The sequence below is a fragment of the Paraburkholderia sp. MM5477-R1 genome, assembly GCF_050436385.1.
Classification (GTDB): Bacteria; Pseudomonadota; Gammaproteobacteria; order Burkholderiales; family Burkholderiaceae; genus Paraburkholderia; species Paraburkholderia tuberum.
This window is the reverse complement of the sequence record NZ_JBNDMC010000003.1, coordinates 362894-385165: the sequence shown is the minus strand read 5'-3', so window position 1 is coordinate 385165 and position 22272 is coordinate 362894. Positions and strand designations below refer to the sequence as shown.

Sequence of the window (22272 nt, the reverse complement as noted above, 5' to 3'; positions counted from 1 at the left end):
CCGAGAACGGAGGCTCAGTCGCGCGCCGACGAAGCAGCGCCGTGACTGAGCCAGTCGAGCACGGCCGTCGCGTCGTCGTCGGCGCCTTCGCGCGCTTTCTCGACCGTCTCGGCGACGTCGTCGCTCGGCACCGCGCGCCGAATCGCCACACCGACCGCGAGAATGTCGATCATCACGAGGTGCAGGATGCGCGAGATCATCGACAGTTGCGACTCGCGAATCTCGATGTGATCGGTTTCCAGCGCGACCGTCGCACGCTTCGCGAGCGGGGTGTTGCTCGACGTGATCGCGATCACCTGCGCGCCGGCCTGCATCGCGACGTCGAGCACGCGCAGCAGCTCGGGCGCGCGCCCCGACTTCGACACCGCGACGATCACGTCGCCCTTGCCGAGCAGCGCGGCCGAGGCCGCCTGCATGTACAGGTCACCGTACGCGATGGTCGGAATGCCGAAGCGGAAGAACTTGTAGTGCGCGTCCTGCGCGACGATGTTCGAATTGCCGAGTCCGTAGAACTCGATGCGCCGCGCGCCGTTCAGCAGGTCGATGGCGCGTTCCACGTGCTCGAAGTTCAGATGCTCGCGCAATTGCAGAATCGCGGACACGGTGTTGTCGAGCACCTTCGCGCCGAAGTCGGTCGCGGTGTCGCCGAGGTGCACCTGGCTGTGGCTGACCGGAATCGTGCCGGTCAAACCGGTCGCGAGCTTGAGCTTGAAGTCCGACAGCCCCTGGCAGCCGAGCGAGCGGCAGAAGCGGATCACGGTCGGCTGACTGACGTCGGCCTTGCGCGCGATGTCGACGATCGGATCGTTGATGATCGAACGCGGGTGGTTCAACGCGAGTTCGGCGACGCGGCGCTCGGCCGGCGTCAGCGCGTCGCGCATCTGGCGAATCCGCTCGAACACCGCCGACGAGCTGCCGCCCGCGCGGTTCGACAGCTGCTCCGCCAGAATCGCCGATACGCCGAGGAACGCCGGGTATTCGGCGGTAATCACATAGGTCGGCACGCTCTGCAGATACGCCTCGAAGCGGCCCTTCGCCTCGAAGCGCTGGCGAAACGACGAACGCGCGAAGAACTCGCCGAGGCGTGGCACGACGCCGCCGCCGATATAGATGCCGCCGAGCGCGCCGAGCGTCACCGCGATATTGCCGGCGAAGGTGCCGAGAATGCCGCAGAACACGTCGACCGATTCAGCCGCGAGCGGCTCGCCTTCGAGCGCGCGCTTGACCACATCGGCCGTATTGACGCTGGCTGGCACGCGCTTCTTGTCGCGGCCCGCGAGCGCGCGATAGATCACCTCGATGCCGGGCCCCGCGGCCACCCGTTCGAACGACACGTGCGACCACTTCTTGCGCGCGTATTGCAGCACGATATCTTCACGCTCGTCGGCGGGCGCGAAGGTGGCGTGGCCGCCTTCGCTGCCGAGCGCGATCCAGCGGTCGTCGGCGGGAATCAGGCCCGACACGCCCATGCCGGTGCCGGGGCCGAGCAGGCCGATCACGCTGTTCGGCCGGCGCTGGCCACCGCCCACCTGCACGCGCTGAGCATCGGTGAGGCCGGGCAGCGCCATCGCGAGCGCGGTGAAGTCGTTGACCACGAGCAGCGTGTCGAAGCCGAGCGCGCGGCGCGTCGCTTCGATCGAAAAGGTCCAGTCGTGATTGGTCATGCTGACCTGGTCGCCGTCGACCGGGTTCGCAATCGCGATCGCCGCGTGATTGACGCGGCCGATCTTCGTGTCCTTCAGATACTTCTTGATGACGTCGGCGACACTCGGGTAGTCGGCGCAAGGATAGATCTGCACCGAGCCGATTTCGCCGGGGCCCGTCTCGAGCGCGAAACGCGCATTGGTACCGCCGATGTCGGCCAGGAGCCTCGGTCCATCGGCGTGCTGGACCGCGCCCGGCACAGCTTTAGTTTGCACACCAGTAGACATCGAGTCTCACTCCCTTGTCGTTCGCCAGCTGCGAGATGGCATTTTTTTGTAGCGCGGCGGACGCGGCGTTGAGCACGTCCATCTTGCGCGGCCCTGCGATCAGCAGAAACAGATGCTTCACGTCCTTCAGCGCGGACAGCGACCAGCTCACGCGCGCGTGCGGCGCCGCGCCCGGATGCACGGCGACGAAACGCTCGGTCGTGTTGATCGCGTGATCCCATTCGGGCGCATCGGCGAAGATCGACGCGGTGTGGCCGTCTTCGCCCATGCCCAGCACCGCGACGTCGGGCGCCGTGGCAAAGCGCGTGTCCGCGTTCAGCGCGGCGACGTGCGAATGCAGATCCTGGGTGGTGTCGACGAGCGGCCAGAAGGTCGCGTGTTGCGCCGCGTTCTGCAGCAACGTGGCGCGCGCGAGCTGCGCGTTGCTCGCGCTATCGGTCTCCGGCACCCAGCGGTCGTCGACCAGCGTGATCGCGATGCGGGGCCAGTCGAACGTCTGCGTCGACAACGTTTGCAGGAACGGACGCGGGCTGCTGCCGCCGGACACGGCCAGCATGGCCGGGCGCGCGAGCGGGCTTGACGTGCCGGTGCCGGCTGCCTGTGCGGCAAGTGACGCATGTAACGCGTCGCCCACCGCTTTCGCCAGCGCGTCGGATTGGGCGCGCTGGTCGTCGAAAGCGTGAAGCTCGATCACTTCTCCTCCGTGCTGCTTTCTTGTTAGGTCTGCGGAATCAGCCTGACTGCTCTCGCACGATGCCTGCAAGGCGGGTGGCCTGCAAACGCATGACGCGATACCGGCGCGACTCCGTTCAGTTCGTCGGTGGTGTTGCCGGCGCCGCGCGCCGAGGTGTTCATCGCGCGCGGCGCCGTCCATCAATTCATCAAACTCAATTCTCTTCCTCGAGCCAGCAGGTGCCGTGCTGGGCGAGCATCGCGCTCGCCGCGGCCGGTCCCCACGTGCCCGCCGCGTACGGCTTGGGCGGCTTGGTCGAGGCCTTCCACTCGTTCAGGATCGGCTCGACCCAACGCCATGCGGCTTCCTGTTCGTCGCGCCGCACGAACAGCGCGAGGCGCCCGTGGATCACGTCGAGCAGCAGCCGCTGATAGGCCTCCATCTGGCCTTCGCGGAAGAACCGGTCGAACGCGAGATCAAGGTATACGCTCGCGAGGTTCATACCCTCGCCGGGCTGCTTCGCGAGACAGTACAGACGAATCGTCTCGTTCGGCTGCAGACGGATCACGAGGCGGTTCGCGCCCGCGCGCAGCGCCGACGCGCCAAGCGCCGAATGCGGCACCGCACGGAAATTCACGACGATCTCGGCGACGCGATCGGCGAGCCGCTTGCCCGTGCGCAGGAAAAACGGCACGCCGGCCCAACGCCAGTTCTCGATCTCGACCTTCAGCGCGACGAAGGTCTCGGTCGAGCTATCGGGCTTCACGCCGTGCTCGGTCGCGTAGGCCGGGACCGTGTTGCCACGGATCACGCCCGAATGATACTGGCCGCGCACCGCGACCTTGCCGATTTCCTGCGGCTCGACCGGTTTGAGCGCGCGCAGCACGCGCAGCTTTTCGTCGCGCACCGAGTCGGAATCCATCGAGTGGGGCGGCTCCATCGCGACGATCGACAGCAACTGCAACAGGTGGTTCTGCACCATGTCGCGCAGCGCGCCGGTATTGTCGTAGAAGTCGCCGCGCGCTTCGACGCCGAGTTCCTCGGCGATCGTGATCTGGATGCTTTCGACCCACTCGCGGCGCCACAGCGGCTCGAACAGCGCATTGCCGAAGCGCAGCGCGAGCAGGTTCTGCACCGGCTCTTTGCCAAGGTAATGGTCGATCCGGTAGATCTGTTCTTCCGCGAAGATTTCGCCGACCGCATCATTGATTGCGTTCGACGACTTCAGGTCGTAGCCGAGCGGCTTCTCGAGCACGATGCGCGCATTGTGGTTCAGGCCCACCGCGGCGAGCGCATGGCAGATGGGCACGAACAGCGACGGACCCGTTGCCAGATAGAACACGCGGATGCCGGGCATCTCCTGGATCGCGTCGCGCAGTTGCGCGAAGTCATCCGGATTGCCGAGATCGATCTTCACGAACTCGATGCGCGCGAGGAAGCTCGTCCACGCGGCTTCGTCGAGGCCGTTCTTCGACACATGCGGCTTGACGTGCCCGTCGACCCACTGCAGATACTCGCCGCGATCCTCGACGTGCCGCGCGAGCGCGACGATCTTGCCGCTGTCGGCGAGCATGCCGCCCGCGCGGTGCGCCTCGAACAGCGCGGGCAGGATCTTGCGCATCGACAGATCGCCGGTTCCGCCGAAGAGAACGAAGGTGAAGCTTGCGTCGGTATGCATGAGTCTCCGTCGATGTCCTGAAGGGCCGCCGCGCTGATCGGACACTGCACGCGCAGCGCCCCGGAAGAGCGACCGTAGTCCGATAAAATATTTTTTGACACTGAATTGTAGTTTAACTACAATCCAAATCAAGAGGTAGCGTTAATTCGATGAAAAAAGCGTGCGCTGTACTGACGGAATGCACGCTTTTTGCGAATCGGCGGGCGTCCCCGGCACGCTAACGGACAATGGGACAACGCCTTCCGGTACGCGCCAGCAGGGTGCCGGCGGACCTTACGGAAAGCCGGGGAGTCGACGGGCTTGCGGGGTCGTTGCCCGCAGCCGACGTCAGGCTGGCGTCGAGTCGGCGTATGAGGTACCTCGAGTCTGCAGCGCGATGCGGGCAGGCAAAAATCAAAAGAGGAGACAGTCAGTTGCATCCCGAACCACTCACCTCTTGAGCGTCCAGCGGCCGGACATCGGTCCGCCGGCACATGCCCTCGCGCATGCGCCCGACCGTGCTCGATCGCCAGTGTTTTGCCTGTTTGAACCAACCACAGCACCCTGGCGACATCAGGGGCCATTCGTTTTTTTGTTCAGGTGTCTGGAGGAGATAAGCAATGAAATTTCGCGCGATCATGGGCGCTCTGTGCGCTGCGGGTCTGATGTGTGGCGTGTCGGCCGTGCAGGCCGCCGAGTCGATCGAAGTGCTGCACTGGTGGACTTCGGGCGGCGAATCCAAGGCCGTCGGCGTCCTCAAGGACGACATGACGAAGCAGGGCTACACGTGGAAGGACTTCGCGGTCGCGGGCGGCGCTGGCGCGGCTGCCATGACGGCACTGAAGACGCAGGTGATCTCGGGCAACGCACCGAGCGCCGCGCAGATCAAGGGTCCGCTGATCCAGGAATGGGCTTCGCAGGGCGTGCTGGTGCCAATCGACTCGGTCGCGGGCGACTGGAAGAAGAACCTGCCGCCGGAAATCGACAAGATCATTCGCGCGGACGGCCACTACGTCGCCGCTCCCTTCTCGGTGCACCGCGTGAACTGGCTGTACATCAACAAGGCTGCGCTGGACAAGGCAGGCGGCAAGGTGCCGACCACGTGGCCTGAGTTCTTCGCGGTGGCCGACAAGATGAAGGCCGCGGGCATCCAGCCGATCGCGATGGGCGGCCAGCCTTGGCAGGACCTGACGCTGTGGGAAGACGTCGTGCTGTCGCAGGGCGCGGACTTCTACAAGAAGGCGCTCGTCGACCTCGACGAGAAGACGCTGACCTCGGACAAGATGGTCGGCGTGTTCGACACGGTCCGCAAGATCCAGGGCTACTTCGACGCGGGTCGCACGGGCCGTGACTGGAACCTCGCGACGGCCATGGTCATCAACGGCAAGGCCGGCATGCAGTTCATGGGCGACTGGGCGAAGGGCGAATTCACCAACGCCGGCAAGAAGTCGGGCACGGACTACGTCTGCGCCGTGGTGCCGGGCACGGAGAAGGCCTACACGTTCAACGTCGACTCGTTCGTGTTCTTCCAGCAGAAGGGCCAGAAGGCCGCGACGCCGGGCCAGCTCGCGCTCGCGAAGACGATCATGTCGCCGGCGTTCCAGGAGCAGTTCAGCCTGTACAAGGGCTCGATCCCGGTGCGTCTCGGCGTGCCGATGGACAAGTTCGACGACTGCGCGAAGAAGTCGTACGCGGATGAGCAGATCGCGATCAAGGCCGGCGGTTATGTGCCGTCGCTCGCTCACGGCATGGCTCAGCCGGATGCCGCGGCAGGCGCGATCTCCGACGTCGTCACGAAGTTCATGAACTCGCAGGAAGATTCGAAGACCGCGGTTCAGGCTCTCGCGAAGGCAGCGAAGACCAAGTAAGCGTAAGTACGAAGCGTTGCGCCCGGCGGCTTGCATCCGAAGCACCGGGCGCGCCCTTCGGGCCGTGGGGGATCGGACCTCGCTGCTTTCGTTCGCAGCGCAGTCCGGCGCCACCCGGCTCACCCTGGTTTCATGGAGTCACACCCAGACCGTCGCGGTTCCGCGCCATGCGCGCATGGGCATCCCGGCGGTACAGTTTCAGCAGGAGTCGAGTAGTGACTGCTTCCATCAGTGGGAACGGGAAAACGGCCACCGTCACCCGCCGCACGTCGCCCATGGCGGCCCTTGCCGATCGCTATATTCCGAAGCTGGTGCTCGCACCCAGCGTCGTGATCAGCCTGATCTTCGTGTATGGCTTTATCGCAATCACCGGCTATCTGTCGCTGTCTACTTCGCGGCTGATGCCTCGTTGGGAGTTCGCGGGTCTCGACCGCTATCGCGAACTGTTCCAGAACGACGTGTTCTGGACTTCGGCCGCGAACCTCGGCTGGTTCGGCATTCCGTTCATCGGTATCTGCATCGGTCTGGGTCTGTTGCTCGCGATCCTGCTCGATCAGCAGATCCGCAACGAAGGCGCGCTGCGCGCCGTGTTCCTGTATCCGATGGCGCTGTCGTTCATCGTGACCGGCACCGCGTGGCAATGGATTCTGACGCCGAGCATCGGCATCGAGAAGGTGTTTCACGACTGGGGCTGGACGAGCTTCTCGTTCAACTGGCTCGGCGACCCGGACAGGGCGATCTTCTGTATCGTGATCGCGGCGGTCTGGCAGTCCACCGGCTTCGTGATGGCGCTGTTCCTCGCCGGCTTGCGCGGCGTCGACAGCGAGATCTTCAAGGCCGCGCAGATGGACGGCGCGAACCTGCCGACCATCTACCGCAAGATCGTGATACCGAGCATGCGGCCGGTGTTCTTCTCCGTGCTGCTGATCCTTTGTCACATCACCATCAAGACGTTCGACCTGGTCGTCGCGCTGACTGCCGGCGGTCCGGGCACGTCGTCGTCGCTGCCGGCCATTTTCATGTACACGTTTTCGTTCAACCGTGGGCAGCTCGGCGTCGGCGCGGCATCGTCGATCATGATGCTCGCTACCGTAGTGGCCGTGCTCGTGCCGCTGATGTATCTGGAATCGAGGAGCACCCGCAATGCAGCCTAAGATGACGATTAGCCGTGCCGTCATTTACGCGGCCCTGGTTCTGTTCGCGCTGTACTTCCTGTTTCCGCTGTACGTGATGCTGTCGACGTCGTTCAAGGACATCGACCAGTTGCGCACCGGCAACCTGCTGACGCCGCCGACGAGCTGGACCTTCGCGCCGTGGCTCAAGGCGTGGAGCGGGGCGTGTACGGGGGTGCGTTGCGACGGCATGCAGCCGTTCTTCATGAACTCGGTGCGCATGGTGATTCCGGCCGTGCTGATCTCGTCGATCATCGGCGCGTTCAACGGCTACGTGCTCACGCACTGGCGGTTCCGCGGCGCCGATCCGATCTTCACGATGCTGCTGGTCGGCTGCTTCATTCCGTTCCAGGCGATCCTGCTGCCGATGGCGCGCCTCGAAGGCATCCTCGGCCTCGCGAACACGGTGAGCGGCCTCGTGCTCGTGCACGTGATCTACGGTATCGCATTCACGACGATGTTCTTTCGCAACTTCTACGTGAGCGTGCCGGCTGAACTCGTGAAGGCCGCGCGGATCGACGGCGCGGGTTTCTTCACGATCTTCACGAAGATCCTGCTGCCGGTGTCGCTGCCGATCTTCATGGTGTGCCTGATCTGGCAATTCACGCAGATCTGGAACGACTTCCTGTTCGGTATCGTGTTCTCCGGCGTCGATTCGATGCCGATCACCGTGGCGCTGAACAACCTCGTCAACACCTCGACCGGCGTGAAGGAATACAACGTGGACATGGCCGGCGCGATCATCGCGGCGCTGCCCACGCTGCTCGTCTATATCATCGCCGGACGTTACTTCGTGCGCGGCCTGACCGCGGGCGCGGTGAAGGGCTAAATCACCCTGGAGCGACGGCGTTTCACCGAACGCGTGCCGTCGTCGCCTGACAAGACGTTTTCAAGCAGTACCAGAGACTAGAGGATTCACAGCATGGCAAGCCTTTCCATCCGTGACGTGTACAAGACCTACCCGAACGGGGTGCCGGTTCTGAAGGGTGTCGACATCGACATCGAGGACGGCCAGTTCCTGATTCTGGTCGGCGGCTCGGGCTGCGGTAAGTCGACGCTGCTCAACATGATTGCCGGTCTCGAAACCGTGACCAAGGGCGAGATCCAGATCGACGGCAAGACGGTCAACAACCTGTCGCCGAAAGATCGCGACATCGCGATGGTGTTCCAGTCATACGCGCTGTACCCGTCGATGACGGTGCGCGAGAACATCTCGTTCGGCCTGAACATCCGCAAGGTGCCGAAGCGGGAGCAGACGCAGATCGTCGAGCGTGTGTCGAACACGCTGCAGATCAAGCATCTGCTGGATCGCAAGCCGGGTCAGCTGTCGGGAGGCCAGCGTCAGCGCGTCGCGATGGGCCGCGCGCTCGCGCGCGATCCGGTGATGTTCCTGTTCGACGAGCCGCTGTCGAACCTCGACGCGAAGCTGCGCATCGAGATGCGCTCGGAAATCAAGCTGCTGCATCAACGCCTCGGCACGACGATCGTCTACGTGACGCACGACCAGATCGAAGCGATGACGCTCGGCGACCGCATCGCGGTGATGAAGGACGGCATCGTTCAGCAGTTCGGCGCGCCGCAGGAAATCTACGACTCGCCGTCGAACCTGTTCGTCGCGGGCTTCATCGGCGCACCGCCGATGAACTTCATCGAAGGCAAGCTGGTCGAGCAGGGCTCGGGCGTCGGCATCGAACTCGATACGGGCGTCGCGCGCAAGGTGCTGGTGCTGCCGTTCGATTCGGCGAAGGTGCGCTCGCACGTCGGCAACAACGTGATTCTCGGCCTGCGTCCGGAACGCATCACCGATGCGCGCGGCGCGCACGGCGACGACTCGAAGCTGCAGCCGGTCGAAGTGAAGGTCGACGTGATCGAGCCGACCGGTCCGGACACGCTGGTGTTCGCGCAGATCAACGGCAAGCGCGTGGTGAGCCGCGTGCACCCGGCGTCGAACCCGCAACCGGAGCAGAATGCGACGCTGCTGTTCGATACGTCGAAGGCGGTGTTGTTCGATCCGGCGAATGAAGAGCGGATTGCGTAAGTCGTCGCCTAAGCGCTGAATCCGTCGTTACAGAAAAGCCCCATGCGTTGAATTGCGCATGGGGCTTCTGTTCTTTTGCAGCCGTTACGCCGCCTCGGGCAAACGCAAGTCGGGATTGTTGCGCGCGAGCTCGCTGGCCCAGTCGATAAACGCGCGCAACCGCGAACTCAGATTGCGGCGATGCGCATACAGAATCGACAGCGGTGTACCGGGGCTCGTGTAGTTGCCGAGAATCTCCGTGAGCGCGCCTTGCTCGATCAATTCGGCGACCATGAAGCGCGACGGCTGGATGATGCCGTGGCCCAACACACCCGCCGTGATGTACACCGAGCCGTCGTTGACGGCGAGCGTGCTATCCATCGCGACGCGCTCGATTTCGCCGTCAACTTCGTATTCGAACGGGAAGGTCCTGCCGCTGCGCGCGGACACGTAGTTGACCGCGCGATGCTCGCCGAGGTCCGCCAGTGTGGTCGGCGTGCCGAACTTGCGCAGATACGCGGGCGATGCGCACGTGACGATGCGCGCCAGCCCGATGCGCTTCGCAACGAGGCTCGACTCGTCGAGCGTGCCCATGCGGATCACGCAATCGACGCCGTCCTGGATCAGATCGATGTTGCGGTCCGCGAGACCGAGGCGCACGTCGATCGCGGGGTATTGCGCGTAGAAGTCGTCGAGCGCGGGCAGCAGCAGCGAGCGCGCCAGCGTGCCGGAGGTGTCGACGCGGATCGTCCCGGCCGGATTCTCGCGCTTGCTCGACAGCGACGATTCGGCATCGGCGACGTCGGCGAGAATGCGCACGCAGCGCTCGTAGAACGATGCGCCGTCTTCGGTCACGCTGACCTGGCGGGTCGAGCGGTTCAGGAGCCGCACGCCGACGTGTTCCTCGAGCGCCTGGATCGTGCGGCTGACCTTCGCGCGCGGCAGATCGAGCGATTCCGAAACCTTGGTGAAGCTGTTCGCTTCGACCACGCGCGTGAAGATCTCCATCGCTTCGAAACGGTCCATGGTGTGCCTTGTGGGTGGTGAGCCAGAAGAAGGGCGGGGCAGGTTTGCGACACGACAGGAAGTCTACAGCCAGCAAAACAGGTTGTCTGCCGCGCCTCGTTCGCGCGCATCTGCCACCGCCGCTCGCGGCTCAATCCCGCTCCGGCGCGCCCAGCGGAAATAGCGGCCGGTAGGGCCGCGCCTCGTCGACCGCGCGTGCGAGCGAGGGCCGCGCGAGCAGCCGCTGCCGGTACGCGCGCACGTGCGCGAACGCGGGGTCGATCGGGTGCGTCCAGTCGGCGTAGAACAGGAACGGGGCGGCGCCGCAATCGGCGAGGCTGAAGCTGTCGCCGGCGGCCCATTCGCGCTCGGCCATGTGACGGTCGAGCCATGCGTACGAAGTGTCGAGCAGCGCGCGCGCATCGGCGACGCCACGCCGGTCGCGCTCGGCTTCGGGACGCAGGCTATCGAACACGACTTTTTGCTGTGGAGTCGAAATGTAGTTGTCGAAGAAGCGGTCCATCGTGCGCACCTCGAGCGCTACGCGCGGATCGGCGGGCAACAGCGTGACAGGCCCCGGATAATGCAGGCCCAGATATTCGATGATGATGCTCGCCTCGACCACCGTGCGCCCGCCGTCGACGAGCACCGGGAAGCGCCTGATCGGCCACAGCGCGGCCAATTCGGCCATGACCTTCGGGTCGTCATGCGCGAGCACGCGCATCTCGAACGGCGTACCGTTTTCGTACAGCGCGGTCAGGGCCTTCTGGCAGTAGGACGAGAACGGATGGGCATAAAGCTGCAGGGGCATCGCGATCACCTTTGACGGTTGCACAGCACGAGTACGCGGTGACGACGAGAGCCACACCGCGCGACGGCCAGGCTGGCCGTTTACCCCACGACGAACGACGGCTGAAAAAATCGACCTCAGACCTTCGCGCTCGCCCCATGCGGCGGCAACGACCCCGGCTGCAACAGCACGACCACCGCGCCGGCGCCGCCGTCATGCGGGCGCGCCTGACAGAACGCGATCACTTCGGATTTCTGCACGAGCCATGCGCGCACTTTGCCCTTCAGCACCGGCTCCTTGCCGATCGACCCCAGACCCTTGCCGTGAATCACGCGCAGGCAGCGCAGGCCGCGTTTGGCCGATTCGCGGATGAATTCCGCGAGCGCCTCGCGCGCCTCTTCGCGCCGCATGCCGTGCAGGTCGATCTGCGCCTGCACGATCCAGTCGCCGCGCCGCAGCTTGCGCACTACGTCGCGGCTCAAGCCGGGGCGGCAATACGACAGCGTTTCGTCGGTTTCGAGCAGCACTTCGGGGTCGAATTCGTCGGAGATCGCTTCGTGCAGCACCGCCTCCTCGTCGAGCAGCGTCTGCACCGGCAGCGGCGGCGGGGGATTGCGCGTGAGCGTCGCGCGCGGCGGAATCGCGAGCGGCGCGACTTCGCCGATCTCACGGCGGAACAGATCGGCGTCGGCGGCCGCTTCGCGCTGCGCCGCTCGCGTCGCCGCCTGTTCGCGCTCGCGCCGCTCGGCTTCGCCCTTCAACGCTTCACGCAACGCACCGAGTCCGGCGAGCCCCGATGCGCGATCGAGCTTCGGTGCGACGGCGGGCGCAGCCGTTGCGGGCGCGGGACGCGTGGCGGCTTGCGGGCGTTTCGGTTCGTTCGGATGGGGCTGATTCTTCGGCATGTCGGCAATACAGGCGGAAAGGTCGGTCGGTGGTGCTGCCAACGCGCTCGATGCACATTGACAAGACGGCAAAAACGACAAAGGCCGCCGGCATTTCAGCCGCGGCCTTCGTGAGCCAATGACAGCAGCGCTGCGCCACCGTCATTTTACTGTCGCGCCCGTTTGTCGGGACTTCGTCTCGACATACGGCAGCGCGGCGCGGATCAGCGGTCCGCTTCCGCGCTCATCGCGTGCTCGCCGGCCATTTCGTTGATGGTCTCGAGATAGCGCTGCGCGTCGAGCGCGGCCATACAGCCGGTGCCCGCGCTGGTGATCGCCTGGCGATAGATGTGGTCCTGCACGTCGCCCGCGGCGAACACGCCCGGCACGCTGGTCGCGGTCGCGAAACCGTTCAGGCCGCCCTTCGTGATGATGTAGCCGTTCTTCATCTCGAGCTGGCCTGCGAAGATGTCCGTGTTCGGCTTGTGGCCGATCGCGACGAACAGGCCCTGCAGCGCGATGTCAGTGGTCTCGCCACTCTGCGTGTGCTTGATGCGCAGGCCGGTCACGCCGGAGTTGTCGCCGGTTACTTCTTCGAGCACATGGTTCCACTTGATCTCGACGACGCCTTCCTTCTCCTTCGCGAGCAGACGGTCGATCAGGATCGGCTCGGCGCGGAACTTGTCGCGGCGATGGATCACGGTCACCTTCTTCGCGATGCCGGCGAGGTAGAGCGCCTCTTCGACGGCCGTATTGCCGCCGCCGATCACGGCGACGTGCTGCTGCTTGTAGAAGAAGCCGTCGCAGGTCGCGCAGGCCGACACGCCCTTGCCCATGAACGCCTCTTCCGACGGCAGGCCGAGATACTGCGCCGATGCGCCCGTCGAGATGATCAGCGAATCGCACGTGTATTCGCCCGAATCGCCGATCAGGCGAATCGGCTTCTCATCGAGCTTCGCCGTGTGGATGTGGTCGAAGATGATCTCGGTATTGAAGCGCTCGGCGTGCTCGAGGAAGCGCGCCATCAGTTCCGGGCCTTGCACGCCGTTGGCGTCGGCGGGCCAGTTTTCGACGTCGGTCGTGGTCATCAGCTGGCCGCCTTGCGCGATGCCGGTGACGAGCACCGGCGCGAGGTTGGCGCGCGCCGCGTAAACCGCCGCCGTGTAGCCGGCGGGACCGGAACCGAGAATCAGAACCTTGGCGTGTTTCGTTGCAGTTGCGGGCATGATCGAATCCTTGTACGGCGCGCGGCTCGCCGCTGCGTAGCCGTGCGTTTTTGAGCTGAAACTGTAGATGGGTATCAGTCGGGCATTATAAAGGGCGGGGCGTGCCGCTGCGCCATCAAGCTTTCTGATCGCCGCGATAGTGTGGCGGCGTGGGCGCTCGGGGCGAGCCCGCGGCGCGATACGGCGAATTCAGCGCGCCTCGCGCATGCATCTGTGGTCAAACAGCCAGGTTACCGTCATTTACAGCCTCGCGCGGGACACAGCGTTTACAATAGCCCGGATCGAAGTTTCCGTTAGCCGGGATCGGGCCCGAAGCCGTGCGCGGCGAGGCTCGGGCCGCGTTCCCGGCGGCAGTTTCAGCCTGAACCGGCTACCCCAGGCAACAGGATCAATGGCAAAAGCTCCCTATACCGCGAGCGCGCAGGCATTGCCGCACCGCATGTCGCGCCTCTTCACCGAAATCCGCTGGATTCTGCAGGTGGCCCTCGGCGTGTTCCTGCTGATGTCGCTCGTCAGCTACAGCAGGCACGACCCGAGCTGGACCCATGCCGCGCAGGTCGACCATATCTCGAACTGGGCGGGCCGCGTCGGCGCGTGGACTTCCGACATCCTGCTGCTGCTGTTCGGTCTGTCCGCCTACTGGTGGATCGTGCTGCTCGGCCGCCACATCTCCGCGAACTACAAGCGCATCACCCGCAACGAAGAGCCGCAGGACGACGACGCGCCGCGCGGCGTCAACTGGCTCGCGGACGCGTTCGCGTTCATGCTCGTGCTGCTGTCGTGCAACGGCCTTGAGGCGCTGCGCATGTGGTCGCTGAAGGTGCAGTTGCCGCGCGCGCCTGGGGGCGTGATCGGCGAGGCTGTCGCGCGCGGCATCTCGCATGCGCTCGGCTTCACCGGTGGCACGCTCGCGCTGCTGCTCGGTCTCGGGATCGGGCTGTCGCTGTACTTCCGTTTTTCGTGGCTGTCGGTCGCGGAGAAGGTCGGCGAATCGATCATTTCCGCGGTGACGTTCGCGAAGCTGCGCCGCGAGGCCGGGCTCGATCGCAAGCTCGGCGAAGCGGCCGCCGTGAAGCGCGAAGGCAAGGTCGAGAAGGGCCGCGTGCGCATCGAGGAGCACGAGCCCGTAGTGATCGTGCCGCCGCTCGCCACGCCGGCGAAGTCGGAGCGTGTCGAGAAGGAACGCCAGGTGCCGCTCTTTACCGATCTCCCCGGCGACTCCACGCTGCCGCCCATCGCGCTGCTCGACCCCGCGCCAGCCGCGCAGGAAACCATTTCCGCGGACACGCTCGAATTCACGTCGCGCCTGATCGAGAAGAAGCTGAAGGACTTCGGTGTCGACGTGAGCGTGGTCGCCGCGTATCCGGGGCCCGTCGTCACGCGCTATGAAATCGAGCCGGCCACGGGCGTGAAGGGCAGTCAGATCGTTAATCTCGCGAAGGATCTCGCGCGCTCGCTGTCGCTCGTGTCGATTCGCGTCGTCGAAACGATTCCGGGCAAGAACTACATGGCGTTGGAGCTGCCGAACCAGCGCCGTCAGACCGTGAGCCTGTCCGAAATTCTCGGCTCGGCCGTGTATGCGGATGCCGCGTCGCCGCTCACGATGGGTCTCGGCAAGGACATCGGCGGCAAGCCCGTGTGCGCGGATCTCGCGAAGATGCCGCATTTGCTCGTCGCCGGCACGACTGGTTCGGGCAAGTCTGTGGGTATCAACGCGATGATCCTGTCGCTGCTGTACAAGGCGAGCGCCGAGCAGGTGCGCATGATCCTGATCGATCCGAAGATGCTCGAAATGAGCGTCTACGAAGGCATCCCGCATCTGCTGTGTCCGGTCGTCACCGACATGCGCCAGGCGGGCCACGCGCTGAACTGGGCGGTCGCCGAAATGGAGCGCCGCTACAAGCTGATGAGCAAGGTCGGCGTGCGTAACCTCGCCGGCTACAACAACAAGATCGACGAAGCGGCCAAGCGCGAAGAGAAGCTGCCGAATCCGTTCAGCCTGACGCCGGACGATCCGGAACCGCTGACGCGTTTGCCGAACATCGTGATCGTCATCGACGAACTGGCCGACCTGATGATGGTCGTCGGTAAGAAGGTCGAAGAGCTGATCGCGCGGATCGCGCAGAAGGCGCGCGCGGCCGGCATCCATCTGATTCTCGCTACGCAGCGTCCGTCGGTCGACGTGATCACCGGCCTGATCAAGGCCAACGTGCCGACCCGTATGGCGTTCCAGGTGTCGTCGAAGATCGACTCGCGCACGATTCTCGACCAGCAGGGCGCCGAGTCGCTGCTCGGCATGGGCGACATGCTCTATCTGCCGCCAGGCAGCGGTTTGCCGGTGCGCGTGCACGGCGCGTTCGTGTCGGATGATGAAGTGCATCGCGTCGTCGACAAGCTCAAGGAGCAGGGCGAGCCGAACTATATCGAGGGCATTCTCGAAGGCGGCGTGAGCGGCGAGGGCGACGAAGGCTCGACGGGAACCGCGTCCACCGAAGGCGAGTCGGACCCGTTATACGATCAGGCGGTCGACGTCGTGCTGAAGAATCGCCGAGCGTCGATTTCACTCGTGCAGCGGCACCTGCGCATCGGCTACAACCGGGCGGCGCGTCTACTCGAACAGATGGAGAATTCGGGCGTGGTGTCGGCGATGTCGTCGAACGGCAATCGCGAGATCCTGGCGCCGGCGCGCGAGGCGGAATAGCCGCAACGAGCCATTGCGGCCATCGCGAGCGACGCCGCGTGCACCGTCCGGTGCGCCATTGCGGCTCGACGCCGGGCCAGTCACTCTGTGTTCAGCGAGTGCATCGAGCCGGCGCAGCCCATCACCGAATTCATTCAAGGGAGAAAAACCTATGCAAGCAATCGCGCAGCAGGATGCCCGACAGCGTCGAGCGGGGCGCCTCGGCGAGCGCGTGTCCCGCGGCATGCGCAAGATCGCGCGCGCCGTCGGCAGTGTCGCGATCGGTGCGTCGCTGCTCGTCGCCTCGCACGCGTTCGCGAGCGGCACCGAGCAACTGAAGGCATTCATCGCGCAGGTCCATTCGGCGCGCGGCGCCTTCGTGCAGCAGGAAGTGCGCGCGCCGAGCAAGGCGCAGGGCGCGAGCGGCGCGCTGTCCACCGCGAACCCGGCCAAGCCGACCACGTCGAGCGGCACGTTCATGTTCGCGCGGCCCGGCAAGTTCATCTGGCAATACGAGAAGCCCTACTCGCAATTGCTGCAGGCGGACGGCGACAAGTTCTACGTCTACGACAAGGATCTGAACCAGGTGACGGTGCGCCCGCTCGGCAACGCGCTCGGCGCAAGCCCGGCGGCGATCCTGTTCGGCAGCAACGATCTGGACAAGAACTTCTCGCTGCGCGACGCGGGCGTGAAGGCCGGCATCGACTGGCTCGAACTGACGCCGAAGGCGAAGGACACGCAGTTCGAGCGCGTCGGCATCGGCTTCAAGGACGGCAATCTCGAAGCGATGGAATTGCACGACGTGTTCGGTAACGTGACGCTGCTCACGTTCTCGAACATCCAGAAAAATCCGCAACTGCCGCCCGATGCATTCAAGTTCACGGTGCCGAAGGGCGCGGATGTGATCAACGGATAAACCGCGCGGTAGGCGCCGACACTGGCGCCTTTGCAAACGCCGGCGAAGCCGCGCTTGTCGAGCGCGGCTTTTTATTTCGCGCGGTGCGTGGATTGCTTAGGGATGCGCGCCCGGCGCCGCGACGAACGTTAAATCGTCGTACCGGCAGACGTAATGATTTAGTGCGAGACTGGAAAGACCGGCATTGCTCATGGGCTGGAGTTGGCGCGTCCGATCATTTTCCCAGGATTGGGTTCGTAATCTCTAACAATTTTTTGCTGCAACGCAACAAAATAACGCCTAAACTGATCGAAGGTTGTTGTCGCTTTGGATGTCTGGAAAGACGAGGCATGTCATGAGATTGTCTTCTTCACACGATTCACGCTTATCCCCGTCCCTCCATGTGTTCCAGCAGGAGGGCGGGTGGCATTGGGGAATAACGGTTCCGCGCTCGGCCGGAAGTGGTTTCAAGGTCGTTGCATATAGTGAAAAAACCTTTATCGATGAGGCCGAAGCCCATCGGGAAGGCCATCGCGCGCTTGAGCGTTTCGCCGATACGCCGACGGTTCGGCTTGAACGGCAGTAAGGCAGCAGGTTATCTAACGTATCCGGCAGCCCGTTATTTGGGTTTTCAAGCGGAGAACGCAACAATTACCGCCGGTGAGAATTTAATATGCAACCAATTGCATATTTCTTTGACTTCCGAAAAATCGTAGCGATAATGTCTCGTTTCGAGATATCGCTTTTATTTTGACTTTCGCGGAATATGAAACCACCCACGCGCTAAGCGTGGAACTGGACGGCGTAAACTATGCCGGAACTTATCGCGTAATGACGGGCACCGTCGTCGTCCATTTCGCGAACGAGAGCAAATTCGCCTCGTATGCGCCGAATCGGCCGGAGACCGTCGCCCGTTGGCTGCTCACGGATCTGTGTCGCAAGGTCGAATCGCGTCGGCGCAAAGCGGCGAAAAAATAGCCCGCGGCGCGCACTGTGATTGGCCATTCGACGGTCACAAAAAAAGACCTGCATTTGGATTGCAGGTCTTTTTTATTTTGTGACAACTGCGTCTAATGCAACGCGCTGAGGGTGACGCGCTCACGCATACGCGGTCTTGCGCGCCGATACGAACGCGTAATAGCACACCGCGCCGATCGCAAGCGACGGCAGCGTCGCGCCGACGTTCGGTAGCCATTGATTGATCACCTGGTACGAGGCGATGCCGATCGCCCAAGCGACGAACGCGCTCAGGTGCCAGCCGCCCGAGAAGCCGTAGCGGCCGCGCACATCGGCGAGCACCGCGGCGTCGACGCGACGCTTGCGCACGATGAAGTGATCCATCAGCACGACGCCGAACAGCGGCGCGAATACCGAGCCGATCAGCAGCAGGAAGTTCTGGTACTTCGCCATCGGCACGAGCAGCGCGATCAGCGTGCACAGCGCACCGAACGCGGCCGACAGCAAGGGCACGCTCGCGCGCGTCCAGAACGTGCCGGTCGACACCGCGGCCGAGTGGATGTCGGCGAACGCATTGTCGATTTCGTCGATCAGAATCAGCAGCAGCGCAAACCCGCCGCCCGCTTGCGCGAGCGCGCCGGTCAGCAATGCATCGCCGCCGCCGGCCGCGAGCCCGTAGACCGCGCCGAGCGCATAGAACCAGATGTTCGCGATGCCATAGCCGTATAGCGTGCCGCGGAACGTCTCGCCGGCGCGGCGGCCGAAGCGCGTGTAGTCGGCGATCAGCGGCAGCCATGACAGCGGCATCGCGACCACGAGGTCGACCGCGCCGCCGAACGACATCTCGCCGGTGCCGGGACGACGCATCAGGTCCGCGAGATTGTGGCGCGCGAGCAGGTTCCACGTGAGCCACGCGGCGCCCGCGAGCAGCAGCCAGATCCCCCACTTGCGCAGAAAGCGCCGCACGAACGACAGCGGGCCGCTGATCGCGAGCAGCGTCGCGAGCACGCCGAAGATCACGGTCCACACGAGCGGCATCGACAGGCCGAACGCCTGTTTCGCGAGCGCATCGGCGGAATCGCGCATCACGATCACCTCGAACGAGCCCCAGCCGACCAGTTGCACCATGTTCAGCACGGCCGGCACCGACGCGCCGCGCACGCCGAGCGTCGGACGCAGCGACGACATCGCCGCAAGCCCGGTGTCGGTGCCGATCACGCCCACGAGCGCGAGCAGCACGACGCCGATCACGCTGCCGAGCACGATCGCGACGAGCGCGTGCGGCAGCGACAGGCCCGGCACCAGCAGCGCGCCCGCCTGGGCGACGAGCAGGCCGATGCCGAGCGAGAACCACAGCGCGAACGCGTCGCCGGTGCGAAACGCGCGGCGCGCGTCGGGCACCGGCGTGAGCGGCGCGTAGGTGGAGCCGGCGTCGCCGGCGACGGAATCTTGAGCCATCTGTGTTCGTTCCTGTTGGTGGTGCTGTGATTCTTTGCGTTGCCGGCGCCCCGGGTCGGCCATCGCTTGGCCGCCGTCACTGTCATAATGCAGAACGTTGCCCGCCTTCGTGCCTGTGTTTCCGGCCGGGCGCGGGCTTTGCGCCTGTCCCGCGAGGCGCTGCTCCGAAGCGGTGCGTGCCCCGGAAAGCCGAGATTATCCCCAAAACGTCATGTTTGAAGAAACCCGTGCCAATGTTCCGCTCGCCGAACGCCTGCGGCCACGCAATATCGACGAAGTGATCGGCCAGTCGCATCTGCTCGGTCCGAACAAGCCGCTCAGGGTCGCGTTCGAATCGGGCGAGGCCCATTCGATGATCCTGTGGGGCCCGCCGGGCGTCGGCAAGACCACGCTCGCGCGGCTGATGGCCGATGCGTTTCACGCGCAGTTCATCGCGTTGTCGGCGGTGCTGTCGGGCGTGAAGGATATCCGCGAGGCGGTCGAAACCGCGCAGATCCATCGCGCGAACGGCCATCAGACGCTGGTGTTCGTCGACGAAGTGCATCGCTTCAACAAGAGCCAGCAAGACGCGTTCTTGCCGCACGTCGAGTCGGGCCTGTTCGTGTTCGTCGGCGCGACGACCGAGAATCCGTCGTTCGAGGTCAATAGCGCGTTGCTGTCGCGCGCCGCCGTCTACGTGCTGAAGAGCCTGACGGACGACGAACAGCGCGAGCTGCTCGAGCGCGCGCAGAAGGATCTCGGCGGCCTCACGTTCACCGACGAAGCGCGCGCCGCGCTGATCGGATCCGCCGACGGCGACGGCCGCAAGCTGCTGAACAACCTCGAGATCGTCGCGCGCGCGGCCGCCCGGCAGAAGACCACCGAAATCGACGGCGCGTTATTGGGCAGCGCGCTCGCGGAGAATCTGCGCCGCTTCGACAAGGGCGGCGACGCCTTCTACGACCAGATCAGCGCGCTGCATAAATCCGTGCGCGGCAGCAACCCGGACGGCGCTCTGTACTGGTTCTGCCGCATGCTCGACGGCGGCGCGGACCCGCGCTATCTCGCGCGTCGCATCGTGCGCATGGCGTGGGAAGACATCGGCCTCGCGGACCCGCGCGCCGCGCGCATCACGCTCGACGCCGCCGAAACCTACGAGCGTCTCGGTTCGCCCGAAGGTGAGCTCGCGCTTGCGCAGGCGATCATCTATCTGGCGGTCGCGCCGAAATCGAATGCCGGGTACAACGCGTACAACGAGGCGCGGCGCTTCGTCGGCAAGGACCGGTCGCGCGCGGTGCCGGTGCATCTGCGCAACGCGCCGACGAAGCTGATGAAGGAACTCGGCTACGGCCACGACTACCGCTACGCGCACGACGAACCCGATGCGTACGCGGCCGGCGAAACCTATCTGCCTGACGGCATGCGCGAGCCGCATTGGTACGAGCCGACACCGCGTGGTCTCGAAGGCAAGATCGGCGAGAAGCTCGCGCGCCTTGGCGAGCTCGATGCGCGGTGGCGCGCCGAGAACAAGCCGAAGAAGGCTTGAGGCGTTTCACCTTTGCCGGTGCGTTAAAATCGCGTTTTCATACAACGAACATCCGTCCCATCCCATGCTCGACATCCAGCTGCTGCGCAAAGACCTCGACGGCGTCGCAAAGCGCCTCGCCGACCGCGGCTATACCCTCGACGTCGCGGCCTTCACCGCGCTCGAAGCGGAACGCCGCGATACCCAGACCCGTACCGAAGAACTGCAGGCGCGCCGCAACAGCCTGTCGAAGCAGATCGGCGCGATGAAAGGACGCGGCGAAGACACGTCGGCGGTGATGGCCGAAGTCGGCGGCATCGGCGACGAGATGAAGGCGTCGGCGGTCAAGCTCGAAGACATCCAGAAGCGTCTGTCCGATCTGCTGCTCGACGTGCCGAATCTCGCGCACGAAAGCGTGCCGGTCGGCAACGACGAAGCCGGCAACGTCGAAGTGCGCCGCTGGGGCACGCCGCGCCAGTTCGACTTCGAGGTCAAGGATCACGTTGACGTCGGCACGCCGCTCGGCCTCGACTTCGAGACCGGCGCGAAGCTGTCGGGCGCGCGCTTCACGATGCTGCGCGGCCAGATTGCGCGGCTGCATCGCGCGCTCGCACAGTTCATGATCGACACGCACACGCAGCAGCACGGCTATACCGAGATCTACACGCCGTACATCGTCAATCCCGACATCCTGTACGGCACGGGCCAGCTGCCGAAGTTCGCGGACGATATGTTCCGCGTCGAAAAGGGCGGCGGTGAACACACGGTCATGCAGTACCTGATCTCGACCTCGGAAATTTCGCTGACGAACACGGTGCGTGAGAGCATCGTCGAAGCGGACGCGCTGCCGATCAGGCTGACCGCGCACTCGCCGTGCTTCCGCTCGGAAGCGGGCTCGTATGGCCGCGACACGCGCGGCATGATCCGCCAGCATCAGTTCGACAAGGTCGAGATGGTGCAGGTCGTAGCGCCAGGCGCATCGTACGACGCGCTCGAGCAGATGGTCGGCCATGCGGAGGCGATTCTGCAAAAGCTCGAACTGCCGTATCGCGTGATCACGCTGTGCACCGGCGACATGGGCTTTTCCGCAGCGAAGACCTACGACCTGGAAGTGTGGCTGCCCGCGCAGAACACCTATCGTGAGATTTCGAGTTGCTCGAATACCGAGTCGTTCCAGGCGCGACGCATGCAGGCACGCTTCCGCAACGCGCAGGGCAAGCCGGAGCTCGTGCATACGCTCAACGGCTCGGGTCTCGCGGTGGGCCGCACGCTCGTCGCGGTGCTCGAGAACTTCCAGAACGCCGACGGCTCGGTGACGGTGCCCACGGCACTGCGGCCTTACCTCGGCGGCGTCGAGCGGCTGCAAGTGCCGGCGGCCGCCTGAGCGTCGCCGATGCGCGCGCAGGCGCGGTGTCGTCGCGTGTCCGACGATGGATGCCGCGAACGGCATCGAGGTCCCGCGAAAATTTTTTAGAAATTTTTTGGACGAGGGGGCTTGGAAAACTAATTCGAGCTGTTCTATAATCTTTTTCTCCCAAGCAACGGCCCGCTTGGA

General features: G+C 64.6%; 18 protein-coding genes. 10 read left to right on the top strand and 8 right to left on the bottom strand.

From position 1 onward, the window contains the following. Nucleotides 1-14 precede the first annotated feature (14 nt). From OKW35_RS05010 to zwf, 3 genes are all read right to left on the bottom strand, one after another. Nucleotides 15-1931 carry a bifunctional transcriptional regulator/glucokinase gene (locus OKW35_RS05010; RefSeq protein ID WP_090803458.1) on the bottom strand — a complete coding sequence of 639 codons (1917 nt, stop codon included), beginning with the start codon at nucleotides 1929-1931 and terminating at the stop codon, nucleotides 15-17. After that, complete coding sequence (pgl, locus tag OKW35_RS05005; protein WP_429551385.1) at nucleotides 1909-2625, bottom strand: 6-phosphogluconolactonase; 717 nt, start codon at nucleotides 2623-2625, stop codon at nucleotides 1909-1911. The genes OKW35_RS05010 and pgl overlap by 23 nt, the downstream gene beginning before the upstream one ends. 193 nt (nucleotides 2626-2818) lie before the next feature. After that, nucleotides 2819-4282, bottom strand: a complete 1464-nt coding sequence (gene zwf, locus OKW35_RS05000; RefSeq protein WP_184059614.1) for a glucose-6-phosphate dehydrogenase — start codon at nucleotides 4280-4282, stop codon at nucleotides 2819-2821. 599 nt (nucleotides 4283-4881) lie between these two features. On the opposite strand from zwf, the gene OKW35_RS04995 reads away from it, so the two are divergent. From OKW35_RS04995 to OKW35_RS04980, 4 genes are all read left to right on the top strand, one after another. After that, nucleotides 4882-6129, top strand: coding sequence for an ABC transporter substrate-binding protein (locus tag OKW35_RS04995; RefSeq protein ID WP_184059612.1), 1248 nt, complete (start codon nucleotides 4882-4884; stop codon nucleotides 6127-6129). Nucleotides 6130-6344: 215 nt separating this feature from the next. After that, the gene (locus OKW35_RS04990) at nucleotides 6345-7283 is read left to right on the top strand and encodes a carbohydrate ABC transporter permease (protein ID WP_184059610.1); all 939 of its coding nucleotides are present in this window, start codon (nucleotides 6345-6347) and stop codon (nucleotides 7281-7283) included. Next, on the top strand, nucleotides 7273-8130 hold the full coding sequence (locus tag OKW35_RS04985) for a carbohydrate ABC transporter permease (RefSeq protein WP_184059608.1): 858 nt from the start codon (nucleotides 7273-7275) through the stop codon (nucleotides 8128-8130). The genes OKW35_RS04990 and OKW35_RS04985 overlap by 11 nt, the downstream gene beginning before the upstream one ends. Nucleotides 8131-8223: 93 nt before the next feature. Continuing rightward, nucleotides 8224-9339, top strand: coding sequence for an ABC transporter ATP-binding protein (locus tag OKW35_RS04980; RefSeq protein WP_429356768.1), 1116 nt, complete (start codon nucleotides 8224-8226; stop codon nucleotides 9337-9339). 84 nt (nucleotides 9340-9423) lie between these two features. Here OKW35_RS04980 and OKW35_RS04975 read toward each other — a convergent pair whose 3' ends face one another. The 4 genes from OKW35_RS04975 to trxB form a co-directional block, all read right to left on the bottom strand. Further along, on the bottom strand, nucleotides 9424-10344 hold the full coding sequence (locus tag OKW35_RS04975; RefSeq protein ID WP_429407103.1) for a LysR family transcriptional regulator: 921 nt from the start codon (nucleotides 10342-10344) through the stop codon (nucleotides 9424-9426). A gap of 130 nt (nucleotides 10345-10474) precedes the next feature. Next, complete coding sequence (locus OKW35_RS04970; protein WP_429551384.1) at nucleotides 10475-11134, bottom strand: glutathione S-transferase family protein; 660 nt, start codon at nucleotides 11132-11134, stop codon at nucleotides 10475-10477. Nucleotides 11135-11250: 116 nt separating this feature from the next. Further along, nucleotides 11251-12018, bottom strand: coding sequence for a Smr/MutS family protein (locus OKW35_RS04965; RefSeq protein ID WP_184059794.1), 768 nt, complete (start codon nucleotides 12016-12018; stop codon nucleotides 11251-11253). Nucleotides 12019-12221: 203 nt separating this feature from the next. Beyond that, entirely contained in the window at nucleotides 12222-13223 is a 1002-nt protein-coding gene (gene trxB / locus OKW35_RS04960) for a thioredoxin-disulfide reductase (protein WP_090803474.1), read from the bottom strand. Between the two features lie 391 nt (nucleotides 13224-13614). Between trxB and OKW35_RS04955 the strand changes: the two genes are divergently transcribed. The 4 genes from OKW35_RS04955 to OKW35_RS04940 all read left to right on the top strand — a co-directional run bounded on the left by OKW35_RS04955 (nucleotide 13615) and on the right by OKW35_RS04940 (nucleotide 17776). After that, nucleotides 13615-15924, top strand: coding sequence for a DNA translocase FtsK (locus tag OKW35_RS04955; RefSeq protein WP_429551383.1), 2310 nt, complete (start codon nucleotides 13615-13617; stop codon nucleotides 15922-15924). Between the two features lie 151 nt (nucleotides 15925-16075). After that, the gene (lolA, locus tag OKW35_RS04950) at nucleotides 16076-16819 is read left to right on the top strand and encodes an outer membrane lipoprotein chaperone LolA (RefSeq protein ID WP_090803478.1); all 744 of its coding nucleotides are present in this window, start codon (nucleotides 16076-16078) and stop codon (nucleotides 16817-16819) included. Nucleotides 16820-17153: 334 nt separating this feature from the next. Beyond that, nucleotides 17154-17384, top strand: a complete 231-nt coding sequence (locus OKW35_RS04945) for a hypothetical protein (RefSeq protein WP_429551382.1) — start codon at nucleotides 17154-17156, stop codon at nucleotides 17382-17384. Nucleotides 17385-17587: 203 nt separating this feature from the next. Further along, entirely contained in the window at nucleotides 17588-17776 is a 189-nt protein-coding gene (locus OKW35_RS04940) for a hypothetical protein (protein ID WP_309240633.1), read from the top strand. 120 nt (nucleotides 17777-17896) lie between these two features. On the opposite strand, the gene cytX is transcribed toward OKW35_RS04940, so the two are convergent. Continuing rightward, complete coding sequence (gene cytX, locus OKW35_RS04935; protein ID WP_184045622.1) at nucleotides 17897-19213, bottom strand: putative hydroxymethylpyrimidine transporter CytX; 1317 nt, start codon at nucleotides 19211-19213, stop codon at nucleotides 17897-17899. Nucleotides 19214-19424: 211 nt separating this feature from the next. Between cytX and OKW35_RS04930 the strand changes: the two genes are divergently transcribed. Further along, nucleotides 19425-20738, top strand: a complete 1314-nt coding sequence (locus OKW35_RS04930) for a replication-associated recombination protein A (protein ID WP_429551381.1) — start codon at nucleotides 19425-19427, stop codon at nucleotides 20736-20738. Nucleotides 20739-20802: 64 nt separating this feature from the next. After that, nucleotides 20803-22101, top strand: a complete 1299-nt coding sequence (gene serS / locus OKW35_RS04925; protein WP_429551380.1) for a serine--tRNA ligase — start codon at nucleotides 20803-20805, stop codon at nucleotides 22099-22101. Nucleotides 22102-22272: the final 171 nt, after the last annotated feature.